Here is a 12,777-nt window from a genome sequence, read left to right on the forward strand (position 1 = left end):
ATAGGTTTAAGGTTTATTGTTGTCGTCAAAAATCTTAACATCCTGAATTTAGCCATTTTTGGACTATCGTTCAAAAAAATCCTTAAATTAGAAGGGAATCCGATTTTTCACATAATCCAAAACACTATGAAAATGCTCTTATTAACCGTTTTATTCCTCCTTCCTGTTTTTGCTTTTGCCCAAGGAACCCATAAACCAGTACTTACCCTAGAAGAAGCAATGCGGATGGCTGACGCAGCCGAAGCCAAAGCAAAGCAGGAAAACTGGAATGTGGTGATTGCGATTTTGGATGATGGCGGACACCTGATAACGCTGAGACGAATGGATGGGGTTCAGCTGGGGAGCATTGACTTGGCACAGACCAAAGCCAAGACCGCTGTTTTTTACAAAAGAGTATCCAAGGTTTTTGAAGATCAGGTCACACAGGGAAATAACCGTCCTTTATCCATGCCGAATGTTTTTGCTTCAGAGGGAGGAGTTCCCATCATAAAGGATGGGGTAGTAATCGGGGCAATCGGGGTTTCAGGAGTGACCTCTGTTCAAGATGGCATCGTGGCAGCCGCGGGGTTGGGAGTGCTTTGATTTTTTTTAACCAGATTAAATTCCTTCAAAAATCATTCCTTGAAGGTTTTATATAATCATTCAAAAAATCATAGTGGGCGCAAAAAATCCCCTTCTGAAATTATCAGAAGGGGCTATGGTTTAATAGGGAGCGAAGTTATTTGTTGTTCTTAAAGAACCTGTCATGGAACCGGTACCTTGCATCATTGGTGGCCTTGACAGTTTTGGATTCAGTATTGATCACCATCACAGGAGGATTGTCATCTTTAGGCAATGCCTTGGGCCATTCAGGTAGGCCTTCTCCATTGGGATTACCTGTTTTGACAAAGTTGGTGAAGAATTCCAGCATGGTTTCTGAAGTTTTATAATCATCTTCTGTCCAGGCAAATTCTTTGATTCGGTCAAGATTTCCCATGGCATACTCGATTTCGGCGGCATGTGGTGCGCCGAGGTCTTTTGGTCTTGGAGGCGCATTGTTTGCTCTTTTGGAAGTCCCTCCTGCTAGGCCTGTTTCCAAAGTCTGATCCACCAACGGCGGTCTCAGTTTGGCATACAGGTATCGGTAGACAGGTTGATCTGAGTTGCTGCGGTGAAGGTCAAACCACTTCCAAGTGCTGTAAGAAATGAACCTGTCACCTGCCAAATCCATGGCCGAGTAAGCCACCTGCTCTTCTGTCTCATGCGGATACAGTTTCAACACTTCCTCAAAATCATTCGGATAAGCCTGCTTTACTTTGGTGATGAAATTTTCTTTGGTATTAGGTAAACCCTGCATAAATGCTGCGGCAGGATTTTCCTGGGTATTCCAGCCCAAAAGCAAAGGAACCTGGGCCTGCTCTCTTGCATTGAATATTTCCACCAAACTTTTTGGAAGTACATGTCCATCAAGGACAACAGGGAATCCAAACCTGCCTGATTCATTGTACATCTCATAAATATCGCGGGCAGGCATTTTTCTCATTTCGGCAATGCTTTTGACCCCGAATTTCTGCAGGAATTCTACTCCGATTTTTTCAGCTTCTGCCAAAGTGGTCGGGGCCAAAGCCGAAACACCTGATCCACTTTCTCCTATGGCACCCGCAATCAGATTTCGGGACAATGGAGAGGCCATTTGGTAACTCACTGCAATTGAGCCTGCAGATTCACCTGCAATGGTCACTTTCTTTGGGTCTCCGCCAAAAGCGGCAATATTTTCATTGACCCATTTCAGGGCCATTGCTTGGTCCATCAAGGCGTAGTTTCCCGAAGCTTTGTAAGGGGCTTCAGCACTCAGTTCAGGATGGGCAAGGAAGCCAAAGATGTTGAGTCGGTAGTTGACTGTCACGACGACGACGCCTTTTTTGGCCATGCTTTCACCGTCATACCGCGGCTCGGCACCGTCGCCTGCTACGAATCCCCCGCCAAAAAAGTAGACCAAAACCGGCAGGTCTTTGCTCGTCCTGGTTGTCGGAGTCCAGATATTCAGGTAAAGACAATCTTCACTCACGCCGTTAGAGCGGGAATTCATATCGCCCCAAATGAGTTTTTGCATAGGTCGGGGTCCAAATTCTTTGGTGACCTTCACTCCGCTCCAGTTATCCAATGGTTGTGGCGCTTTCCATCTCAATTCTCCTACCGGAGGTTTGGCAAATGGAACTCCAAAGTAGGTTTGGATTCCGGTCTTGGTGTTGTAATCTCCTTCAATGATCCCGTTTTTGATAGTGGCCTGTACCGGAAAAGCGTCTTTTCCCTGAGCAAACATGGCAGATGAAGTCATAAGAAGGAAAACTAAAGTGAATAGGCTATGTTTCATTTTGGGTTGGGATTTGGTTCTATTGTAACATATTGAGACAATAATAATTGTTTGTTAACATTTTTCCTATTTACTTGATGCTTGATTCATTCGCCCCAAAGCATGACAGTCCTTGAAACGCAGGGTTTTTTACCCCATATCGCATTTGATTCGGTTATTTTTGGTTTCTCAAAAGGAAAGTTGAAAATCCTGCTCATGGAATACCATGATACAGGCTGGCTGGCTTTGCCCGGAGGTTTTGTCAGGAAAGAGGAGGACTTGGATGAGGCGGCAAAACGCGGACTGAAAGAAAGAACGGGTCTGGACAATATCTACCTGGAGCAGTTTTATACTTTTGGAAACATGGCAAGGTTCAAACCTGAGGTGATGCAGACAATCTTGGAAGCGAACGGTTTTTTTTTAGATCCGGACCATTGGATGCTGGACAGGTTTATTTCAGTCTCTTATTTTGCCTTGATAAATTTTGAAAAGGTGATCCTCACCCCTGATGAATTGTCCGATTCGATTGCTTGGTACGAAATCGACAGCCTACCCAAACTGATTTTGGACCACAATGCGATCGTGGCCAAAGCATTGCAGACCTTGAGGGAAAATCTGGAAAGGAAGCTTATAGGTGGAAACCTGCTACCTGAACGCTTTACTATGAATGAACTCCAACAGGTTTATGAAGCGATTTTTGGCGAAAAAATCCGGAGAACGACTTTTCAAAGAAAGATGCTCGGGCTCGATATCCTCGAAAGACATGAAAAGCTCTACACAGGCAAAAGCCATAAAGCCCCGTACCTGTATAGTTTTAAGAAGGTCTAGCATCTCAAATATTCTTGGTTTCAATCTCTTCATTATATTTTTTAAATTTTTTTCACCAAATTCAAAAAAACCAATCAACCTTTAGCATGAAAAAACTGATTTTATTCGGCATGATACTTTTCATGTCTTTTCCTACTTTTTCCCAAAGAGGAAAATCCAATCCTGCATCTGTTCCTCAGTTTGATGCTGAATTGTACCAAGGACTCAAATGGAGAAACATTGGACCATTCAGAGGAGGCAGGTCCAATGCCGTCTCCGGAGTGCCAAACAATGATCAGGTGTTTTTTGTAGGCTACACAGGTGGTGGTCTTTGGAAAACAGACAATGCCGGTATTTCATGGCACAATGTGTCAGACGGTTTTTTCAAAACAGGTTCTGTGGGCGAAATCGCAGTAAGTGAATCGGACCCCAATGTGATCTATGTTGGAATGGGTGAACATGCCATCCGGGGAGTGATGACTTCTTTTGGAGATGGTGTATATAAATCTACCGATGGGGGTAAAACCTGGAAAAACATGGGATTGGAGAAGACCCGTCACATTTCAGACATCAGCATCCATCCCGACAATCCTGATATTGTATTTGTAGCGGCACAGGGTGCGGCACACGGGCCAAGTGAGGAAAGGGGAATTTATAAAAGTACAGACGGAGGTACTACTTGGACCAAAGTACTGTATGTTGACCAAAACACCGGAGCTTCTTCCCTAAGCATGGATTTCAATAACCCGAGGATTTTGTATGCTGCAATGTGGGAATACCGCAGGTTGCCTTGGCAGGTACAAAGTGGCGGTGCAGGTTGTGGTATCTGGAAATCTGTAGATGGTGGAGATACATGGGCAAAAATCAACAATGGTCTTCCTGCAGAAATGGGGAAAATCGGGGTAAGTGTCTCAAGAGCCAATTCAGAAAGGGTTTTCGCCATTGTGGAAGCTGAGAAATCAGTTGCCGGTGTCTATCGTTCGGATAATGGCGGCGAAACTTGGGCACATATGACAAACAATCAATTGCTGACCTCAAGGTCTTGGTATTATATGGAAGTGGAGGCTGACCCGGTCAATGCCGATGTGGTTTATGTACTGAATTCACCCTTGACCAAATCAATCGATGGTGGCAAAAATTTCACTGTTGTGGCGGTCAGGCATATCGATACGCATGACCTTTGGATCAATCCAAACAACCCATCCAATATGATTTTGGGTGATGATGGTGGCGCGGAGATTACTTATGATGCTGGCAAAAGTTGGTCTACCCAGGACAATCAGCCTTCTGCACAGTTTTATAGGGTCAATGTGGATGCAGGTTTCCCTTATAAACTTTATGCAGGACAGCAGGACAACACGTCTTTGGTCATCGCCAGCAGAAACAACTACATCGGACTGACAGATAAGGATTGGTTTATCGGCCCGGGTTGTGAATCTGCTTTCATTGCTTTTGACCCAAATAACCCTGTTTTGCTATATGGAGGTTGTTACCAGGGATTGATTGACGTGATGGATACCCAACACGGACATACCAAAGACATCAGACAATATCCCTCCAATATTTTGGCCTATGATGCCAAGGATATGCGGTTCCGTTTCAATTGGAATGCGCCGGTCATTGCTTCTCCACATGATTACAATACCATTTACCATGGAGGAAATGTTCTTTTCAAAACCACTGACGGAGGCATGTCATGGGAAGAAATCAGCCCTGACCTCACCCGAAATGAGGAATCCAAACAAGGACCTGGTGGGGCACCGATTACCAATGAAGGTGCGGGTGGAGAAAATTACAATACCTTAAGCTATGTCATAGAATCTATCCATGAAAAGGGAGTGATTTATACAGGAAGTGATTGTGGTCTGGTCCATATCACCAAGGACGGCGGAAAAACATGGGAAAATATCACCCCTTCCGGTTTGCCCGAAAGTCTGATCCAATCCATTGAAGTTTCCCCACATGACAAAGGAACCGCCTATGTGGCCGCAACACGGTACAAGTTCAATGATTTTTCGAATATGTCTTTCAAGACTATTGACTATGGAAAAACCTGGACAAAAATAGATGCAGGTATAGATAAAGACGATTTTATCAAAGTGATCAGAGAAGACAAGAAAGCCAAAGGTCTTTTGTATGGAGGTGCTGAAAGGGGTTTTTACATTTCTTTCAATGGCGGCTCAAATTGGCAAAAACTCCAATTGAACCTTCCTTTGGTTCCAATCACCGATATGACTTTTGCTGATAATGATTTGGTCATCTCCACAGCAGGAAGGGCTTTTTGGATTTTGGATGACCTCAGTGCCCTTCAGCAGTCTAAAGGGAATTTCTCAGGACTGAAAATTTATTCCCCAAAGCCGACATACAAGTACGAAGGATACATTCCTTCTTGGATGGACCTTCCTCCGGGAATCGGACAAAACCCTGCAACGGGCGTGATTTTGGATTATTATTTGCCCGAAAAAATAGACTCATTGGAAGTTACACTTGAAATCCTCGACGGGTCAGGCATAGTCATCCGGTCTTATTCTTCGATGAAGGATGAAAGTTTCAAACCCTTTTCCGGCGGACCTTCTCCTGAACAGGTGATTCCTGCCAAAAAAGGATTGAACAGGTTTGCATGGAATTTTAGAGGAGAAACGCTATTGGATATTCCCAATGCTTTTGTCTATGGGGATTACAGCGGACACCGTGTAGCTCCGGGAAAATACAAGGCGAGGCTTAGCTATAATGGAGCTGTTTCCGAAACCGAAATCGAAGTAGTACAGGATCCAAATCTCAAAAACATCAGCTCACAGGATTGGAAAGAACAGCAGGCGTTGCTCGAAATGGCAGCATTATCCATCACAGATATCCACCAATCAGTGAATGACATGAGGAAAGTTAAAAGTCAGATAGAGCACCATAATTCATTGTTGGAAGATAAAGAAGATGCAAAAGCACTCTATCAGGCCGGTAAGGATTTGATCCAAAAGTTGGTGGATTGGGAAGCCAAGCTCGTCGAAACCCGTCAGGCTAATTTCCAGGATGTCATCAATTTTCCGAGTCAGTTAAATGCCCAATACTTTGACCTCAGGGCAACAGTAGATGTGCATGATCCAAGGCTTACAGCGGGTTCAAAACAGCGTTTGGTGGATTTGGATAAGGAATGGGAAGGATATAAATCGGATTTGAAAAACTTGATAGAAAATGACATCAAGCAGTACAATGAAAAATTCAAGGCACAGAATCTTCCTGCCGTAATCATCAATTAAAATTATGTAGATTAAATTAATCCAAAAGAATTAAACTTTTTTCTTTCATATGAGTCTAAAAGAGAGGTTTTCAAAACCTCTCTTTTAATTTACTCCAAACCAAAACAATTACACATTATGAAAATCATTGCCTCATTCATTATCCTATTAGCTTCAGTAATCACTTTTGTTGATAGCCCTGTTCCGGCTACAGTAAGTATTTCAGAAAGTACCCTCACTTGGAAAGCGAAGAAAGTAACCGGAGAACATTACGGTAAAGTGCCTTTGGCTGATGCCAAGCTTGATTATGCAAACGGAAAAATCACCGGTGGTTCCTTTGAAATGGACATGACATCCCTGACTGTGGAGGACATCACCGATGCAGGTTCCAACAAAAGATTGACAGACCATTTGAAGTCTGATGACTTCTTCTCAGTTGCAAAGTTTAATAAATCAACCTTTGTCATCAAGCAGGCAAAATCCTCCAACGGAAAAGATTATGAAATCACAGGTGACCTTACCATCAAAGGCATCACAGCCCCTGTCACCTTCCCAGCCAAAGTCGAGGTAGCAGGCAATAAAATCACTGCAACCGGTACCATCACTTTTGACAGGACAAAATATGATATCAAATACAGATCAGGAAGTTATTTTGAAGATTTGGCTGACAAACTGATCTACGATGATGTCACTTTGGATGTCAAATTGGTAGCCATGAATTAATGATAAATTTTATTTTCGAAGCCCAATTCCGAATTCGGAATTGGGCTTTTTGTTTTTAAGGGCTATCAAGTGTTAATTTTCCTAAATAATTGAATGAGGCGAAGGTAATAAAGGCAAACACTTTAGTAATTTAGCCAAATGGAGTATAAATGGATAATCAGGGAAAAAGCAGATCCTAAAGCCGTGGAATCTCTGGGGAAAGAAATCAATCTCAACCAGACCTTGGCCAATATGCTTGTCAACAGAGGGGTGGATACTTTTCAGAAAGCCAAAGATTTTTTTAGACCGGATCCGGATAAGTTACATGATCCTTATTTGATGAAGGACATGGACAAGGCTGTGGAGAGATTGGCATTGGCTATCCAAAAAGAGGAAAAAATACTGGTATACGGAGATTACGACGTAGATGGTACCACCTCCGTGGCCATGTTTTATGGGTTTTTGAAGCAATTTTATTCCCATGTCAGTTTTTATATTCCTGACAGGTACAAAGAGGGATATGGCATTTCTGAAAAAGGTGTTCGCTTTGCAGCAGAAAACAATTTCAGTTTGGTAGTTTCTCTCGATTGCGGGATCAAAGCCATCGAAAAGGTAGCTTTGGCCAAAGAGCTCGGAGTCGATTTTATCATTTGCGACCACCACACTCCCGGAGATATTTTGCCACCTGCGGTAGCGATTTTGGATCCAAAGAGAAGTGACTGCGAATACCCTTATAAAGAATTGAGCGGTTGTGGTGTCGGATTTAAATTGGTTCAGGCATTTTCTGATTACAGAAAAGAAGATCCGGCCAAAGTAATGGCCTATCTGGATTTACTCGCCGTAAGCATCGCCGCAGATATTGTCCCGATTACAGGAGAAAACAGAATTCTGACTTTTTATGGCATTGAGAAGATCAACAACAACCCAAGACCTGGGCTGAAAGCATTGATCCTGAGGAGCAAAATAGAAAAGGAAATAGAAATTTCAGATATTGTATTCAAAATCGGACCAAGAATCAATGCTTCCGGGAGGTTGGAACATGCCAAAGCATCTGTCGAACTTTTGATCTCTGATGATCTAGAGGATGCCCTTGCGAGAGCTGAAATAGTGGATACAGTAAATGCTGCCCGCAAAAACTTTGATGAAAACATTACCAAGGAGGCGCTGACGATGATCCATGGAATGGAGGAAATCAGGCACAGAAAAACCACAGTATTGTTCAAAGAAGATTGGCACAAAGGAGTCATCGGAATTGTTGCGTCAAGGTGTATAGAAAAGTATTACCGTCCTACCATCATCCTCACCGAGTCCAATAGCAAGGCAACAGGAAGTGCCCGTTCGGTTTTTGACTTTGATATCTACGAAGCCATCAGCGAATGCAGCGACCTGTTAGAGCAATTTGGAGGCCATAAGTACGCTGCAGGATTGACACTTTCGGTAGCCAATGTACCGGCTTTTCAGGAGCGCTTTGAGGAAGTAGTCAGTGCCCGCATCAATGAAATTCACATGAAACCTGTCCTTGAGGTGGATGATGAGATCCTCTTAGACCAGATCAATTACAGGTTTTTCAATATTTTGAAACAGATGGCACCATTTGGACCGGGCAATCCTGAACCGATCTTTTGCGTCAATCAGGTGTATGCAGAAGATGTGAGGATTCTCAAGGACAAACACCTCAGGTTCAATGTGGTGCAGGATGGTCAGGAAACCAAACCAGTTTGTATTGCTTTCGGAATGGCTGACAAAAATATGTATCCAGATGAGATCATGTATAAGATGCTGAACCGAAAAATGCGTTTTGATTTAGCATTTGAGATCCGGGAAAATACATTTAGAAATAACAGTAGCTTGCAACTGTACGTGAAAGACATAAAATTTGATTGATGATGAAGCTGAGGGCAGACAACCTAGTGAAAATATATAAAGGCCGAAGGGTGGTCAACCACATTTCTGTGGAAGTACAACAGGGAGAAATCGTGGGATTGCTTGGGCCAAACGGTGCAGGAAAAACAACGTCTTTTTACATGATCGTTGGTTTGATCCAACCCAATGAAGGGGAAATTTTTTTGGAAGACCAAAATATCACCAAGCTGCCGATGTACAAAAGAGCCAAATTGGGTATTGGTTACCTTGCTCAGGAAGCATCTGTTTTCAGAAAATTATCTGTGGAAGAAAACATCATGGCCGTATTGGAGATGACCAACAAATCCAAGGTGGAGCGCAAGGAAAAAGTGGAATCACTCTTGGAGGAATTCAGCCTGACCCATGTCAGAAAAAATCTCGGTATGGTGCTTTCGGGAGGAGAAAGAAGAAGAACGGAGATTGCAAGGGCTCTTGCAGTGGATCCAAAGTTTGTGTTGTTGGATGAGCCGTTTGCGGGCGTGGATCCTATAGCTGTGGAGGAAATCCAAGGCATCGTCGCCAAGCTGAAGACCAAAAATATCGGAATTTTGATCACGGACCACAATGTCAACGAGACGCTTTCCATCACAGACAGGGCTTACCTGATGTTTGAAGGAAAATTGCTCAAGGCCGGAACTGCCGAAGAATTGGCAGCTGATGAGCAGGTCAGAAGGGTTTATTTAGGACAGCAATTTGTACTCAAACGCAAAGTTTTTAACTGATGGAAGTCGTCAATACTTTTATGACCTGGATTTTTAAGAACAGGATAGGTCAAATCGAAAATTTTAAAACCAACCCCATTGAAGTACAGGAAAAGCTCCTTTTTGAATTGATCGAAAAGGCAGAGGACACCGAATTTGGGAAAAAGTACTTGTTTTCAAAAATCCGTACTTACAGGGATTTTGCAAATCAGGTTCCGGTCCACAGTTACGAGCAGATGACTCCCTACATCGAAAAGACGATGAAAGGAAAGCAAAACGTACTTTGGCCTTCAGAAATCATCTGGTTTTCAAAATCCTCCGGGACTACCTCGAGCAGAAGCAAATACATACCTGTTTCTGAAGAATCTCTGGAAGATTGCCATTTCAAAGGAGGAAAAGACATGCTTTCCCTGTATGTGGGCAATTATCCTGACAGTAAATTATTTACAGGCAAAAGCCTGAGTATAGGAGGAAGCCTTTCCAAAAATCCATTCAACGGCGAAAGTGAAAGTCAGGTCGGAGACATTTCGGCCGTCATCATGCACAACCTTCCGCTGTGGGTACAGTTTGCACGGACGCCAAGTCTTGATGTCGCTTTGATGGGAGAATGGGAAGCCAAAATCGAACGCATGGCACAGGAGGTGATGGATGAAAATGTGGTCAGTATCGCCGGGGTTCCGACTTGGACCATCGTCCTGATTCAGCGGATCCTCGAACTCAAAAATGCAAGAAACATCCTAGAAGTATGGCCAAACCTTGAAGTGTTTTTTCATGGGGCAGTGGCTTTTGGGCCATACCGAAATCTGTTCAAGGAATTGATTCCGTCATCCAAAATGCGGTATCTGGAGATTTACAATGCCTCAGAGGGCTTTTTTGGAATTCAGGACCAAAAGGAGTCCGAAGAACTTTTGTTGATGTTGGATTATGGGATTTTTTATGAGTTTATCCCTATGGAAGATATCACCAATGAATCCCCAAAAGCAATTCCTCTATCTGAGGTTGAGGTTGGTAAAAATTATGCGATGCTGATCACTACCAATGCGGGTTTGTGGCGGTATGCCATCGGTGATACGGTTAAGTTTACCAATACCTCGCCCTATCGAATCAAAATCTCCGGCAGGACCAAGCACTTTATCAATGCATTTGGTGAAGAAGTGATCGTCGAAAATGCCGATAAGGCCATTCAAGCAGCGGCAGAAGCAACCAATGCTACCATTACCAATTACACCGCAGCACCAATTTATTTTGGAGATTCCAAAAGCAAAGCGGCCCATGAATGGATCATAGAATTCAGGCAGTTACCCTCAGATGAGAAAAAATTTCTTGAAACCTTGGATGCCACCCTACGGGAAGTCAATTCTGATTATGATGCCAAGCGGTACAAGGACTTGGCCTTGATTGCGCCAAAAATCCATTTTGTCCCTGAGGGCGTTTTCGAAAAATGGCTCAAATCCAAAGGAAAATTGGGAGGCCAAAACAAAGTCCCAAGGCTTTCTAATAGCCGTGAATATATCGAAGAGGTGTTGAAGTTGATGTGATTTATTTCAACTCCCAAACCCTATCGGGGCAAGGTTATTCATCTGTCGCAAGATCCAGGATTGCCTGCCACGGATATAGCCGGTTGGTTTTGCCGGTGACCACCGGATGGGATTGGGCAATACAGCTGCAATCATGGCCGCCTGCTGACGGGTGAGTTTGGAAGCCGGACGGTTATAGAAAGTCTGTGAGGCCGCTTCGATGCCATAGATGCCAGGGCCCATTTCGATGACATTGAGATATACTTCCATGATGCGTTCTTTGGACCAAATCAATTCTATTAAAAATGTAAAATAAGCTTCCAGTCCTTTTCTGACGAGGTTTCTTGACGGCCAAAGGAAGACGTTTTTGGCAGTCTGTTGACTGATGGTGCTCGCGCCTTTGATGCGTTTGCCTTTTTTGTTTTTCTCCCAAGCTTCTTCCATTGCCTTCCAATCAAAGCCATTGTGTTCCAAGAATTTTTGGTCTTCGGCCGCATATACTGCCTGTGGCATGTGCTTGGAAATATTATTTATAGAAACCCAATCTTTGTATAACCTGACATCTTTCTTTTCGTCCCAAGCCTGTTCCCAAAGTCGGATCACCATCAATGGTGTCACCGGAACAGGGATAAACCTATAAATAAGGGTTAGACCAATGGATATGATGAAAAACCAAAGGGCAATTTTAAAAATGAATCGGAAGATTTTCTTGATGAATTTCATGTGGTTTATACAAAAGCGGTGGCTTGGATAAATCTATAATAAAAAACTGAATTTGGCATCTCCCTTAATTGGTCCATCGCCCCGATCATGTCTTTGATCTGCATTTCGCTGACTAATCCTTCGGATAGCAATGCCGGTGCGCCACTGTTCATCAGGGTTTTCCAGTAATTGAAAACGGTGGTTTTTTCTTCGGGATGACAGCTGTCAAGGTGAAATCCTCCACTCCTCAGGCTGATGTCACGGTATCCTGATTCGGACAATAAATCACCGAGTTTTGCCCCTAACTGTGGATCGCCTCCGATTTGGACTTGGTACTCATTGTATATTTTCCAATAATCCATAATGGCGGGGATGACGGGAAAAGTATAGAAAGTGCTGTTGAAAACTTCTGTGATGGAGACTTTTGCTCCGGGCCTCAGAAATGGTTTCATGCTGATGAGCACTTCGATTGGATCGGGAATGTGTTCCAAAACCCAACAGATAAAAGCCCCATCGTACTGTCTGTCTAGCTTTAGGTTTTTGGCGTCCTGATGAATAAATCTTATTTGATCTTCCCCAAAACCTGCATTGGACATGTTTATCTTGGCTTTGGCAATCTGACGGGATTCGTATTCTACTCCCGTGATAGAAAGATGGGGAAATCTCCTTAGCAAAACTTCTGTCTGAGCCCCGACGCCGCTGCCGATTTCGAGTAGTTCCTTTACCTCCGAAAAATCAATGAAATCATAAATCGGCCTTTCGATCACCCAAGCCTGTTCCCTGAGCCTTTCCTGCTCTTCTTCCTGATAGCCGTGGATATATTTAGGAGTAGATGCGCTGCTCATTGAGGTTGGATTGTTTCGCAAAGTAAGGAGAATAAT

Annotated in this window: 10 protein-coding genes; 7 read left to right on the forward strand and 3 right to left on the reverse strand. The window is 43.4% G+C overall.

Features of this window, described 5'->3' with window-relative positions; genetic code table 11:
- The first annotated feature begins 132 nt into the window (after positions 1-132).
- Positions 133-582: a GlcG/HbpS family heme-binding protein gene (locus NU887_RS05195; RefSeq protein ID WP_338080972.1), complete on the forward strand. Its 450-nt coding sequence runs from the start codon at positions 133-135 to the stop codon at positions 580-582.
- Between the two features lie 136 nt (positions 583-718).
- On the opposite strand, the gene NU887_RS05200 is transcribed toward NU887_RS05195, so the two are convergent.
- Entirely contained in the window at positions 719-2,353 is a 1,635-nt protein-coding gene (locus NU887_RS05200) for a carboxylesterase/lipase family protein (RefSeq protein WP_258422301.1), read from the reverse strand.
- A 102-nt stretch (positions 2,354-2,455) separates the two neighbouring features.
- Here NU887_RS05200 and NU887_RS05205 point away from each other — a divergent pair, with 102 nt between their 5' ends.
- The 6 genes from NU887_RS05205 (at position 2,456) to NU887_RS05230 (ending at position 11,215) form a co-directional block, all read left to right on the forward strand.
- Positions 2,456-3,160 (forward strand): NUDIX hydrolase, encoded by a 705-nt coding sequence (locus tag NU887_RS05205; RefSeq protein WP_258422302.1) that lies wholly within the window; start codon positions 2,456-2,458, stop codon positions 3,158-3,160.
- An 86-nt stretch (positions 3,161-3,246) separates the two neighbouring features.
- On the forward strand, positions 3,247-6,393 hold the full coding sequence (locus NU887_RS05210) for a VPS10 domain-containing protein (RefSeq protein ID WP_258422303.1): 3,147 nt from the start codon (positions 3,247-3,249) through the stop codon (positions 6,391-6,393).
- Positions 6,394-6,510: 117 nt separating this feature from the next.
- Positions 6,511-7,095 carry a YceI family protein gene (locus NU887_RS05215; protein ID WP_258422304.1) on the forward strand — a complete coding sequence of 195 codons (585 nt, stop codon included), beginning with the start codon at positions 6,511-6,513 and terminating at the stop codon, positions 7,093-7,095.
- Positions 7,096-7,233: 138 nt separating this feature from the next.
- Positions 7,234-8,958 (forward strand): single-stranded-DNA-specific exonuclease RecJ, encoded by a 1,725-nt coding sequence (recJ, locus tag NU887_RS05220; RefSeq protein ID WP_258422305.1) that lies wholly within the window; start codon positions 7,234-7,236, stop codon positions 8,956-8,958.
- Positions 8,959-8,960: 2 nt separating this feature from the next.
- Entirely contained in the window at positions 8,961-9,698 is a 738-nt protein-coding gene (gene lptB / locus NU887_RS05225) for an LPS export ABC transporter ATP-binding protein (protein ID WP_258422489.1), read from the forward strand.
- The gene (locus NU887_RS05230; protein WP_258422306.1) at positions 9,698-11,215 is read left to right on the forward strand and encodes a GH3 auxin-responsive promoter family protein; all 1,518 of its coding nucleotides are present in this window, start codon (positions 9,698-9,700) and stop codon (positions 11,213-11,215) included. Before lptB ends, NU887_RS05230 begins: the two co-directional genes overlap by 1 nt.
- Before the next feature lie 6 nt (positions 11,216-11,221).
- Here NU887_RS05230 and mtgA read toward each other — a convergent pair whose 3' ends face one another.
- Both mtgA and NU887_RS05240 read right to left on the reverse strand, forming a co-directional pair.
- Entirely contained in the window at positions 11,222-11,917 is a 696-nt protein-coding gene (gene mtgA, locus NU887_RS05235) for a monofunctional biosynthetic peptidoglycan transglycosylase (RefSeq protein WP_258422307.1), read from the reverse strand.
- A 5-nt stretch (positions 11,918-11,922) separates the two neighbouring features.
- Complete coding sequence (locus NU887_RS05240) at positions 11,923-12,741, reverse strand: class I SAM-dependent methyltransferase (RefSeq protein WP_258422308.1); 819 nt, start codon at positions 12,739-12,741, stop codon at positions 11,923-11,925.
- Positions 12,742-12,777: the final 36 nt, after the last annotated feature.

The sequence above is a fragment of the Aquiflexum gelatinilyticum genome, from assembly GCF_024741135.1.
Classification (GTDB): Bacteria; Bacteroidota; Bacteroidia; order Cytophagales; family Cyclobacteriaceae; genus Cognataquiflexum; species Cognataquiflexum gelatinilyticum.

Coding starts and splice junctions, on each gene's coding strand:
- NU887_RS05215 (WP_258422304.1), top strand. CDS start 6,511: ATGAAAATCATTGCCTCATTCATTATCCTATTAGCTTCAGTAATCACT.
- NU887_RS05230 (WP_258422306.1), top strand. CDS start 9,698: ATGGAAGTCGTCAATACTTTTATGACCTGGATTTTTAAGAACAGGATA.
- lptB (WP_258422489.1), top strand. CDS start 8,961: ATGAAGCTGAGGGCAGACAACCTAGTGAAAATATATAAAGGCCGAAGG.
- NU887_RS05210 (WP_258422303.1), top strand. CDS start 3,247: ATGAAAAAACTGATTTTATTCGGCATGATACTTTTCATGTCTTTTCCT.
- NU887_RS05200 (WP_258422301.1), bottom strand. CDS start 2,353: ATGAAACATAGCCTATTCACTTTAGTTTTCCTTCTTATGACTTCATCT.
- recJ (WP_258422305.1), top strand. CDS start 7,234: ATGGAGTATAAATGGATAATCAGGGAAAAAGCAGATCCTAAAGCCGTG.
- mtgA (WP_258422307.1), bottom strand. CDS start 11,917: ATGAAATTCATCAAGAAAATCTTCCGATTCATTTTTAAAATTGCCCTT.
- NU887_RS05195 (WP_338080972.1), top strand. CDS start 133: ATGCTCTTATTAACCGTTTTATTCCTCCTTCCTGTTTTTGCTTTTGCC.
- NU887_RS05205 (WP_258422302.1), top strand. CDS start 2,456: ATGACAGTCCTTGAAACGCAGGGTTTTTTACCCCATATCGCATTTGAT.
- NU887_RS05240 (WP_258422308.1), bottom strand. CDS start 12,741: ATGAGCAGCGCATCTACTCCTAAATATATCCACGGCTATCAGGAAGAA.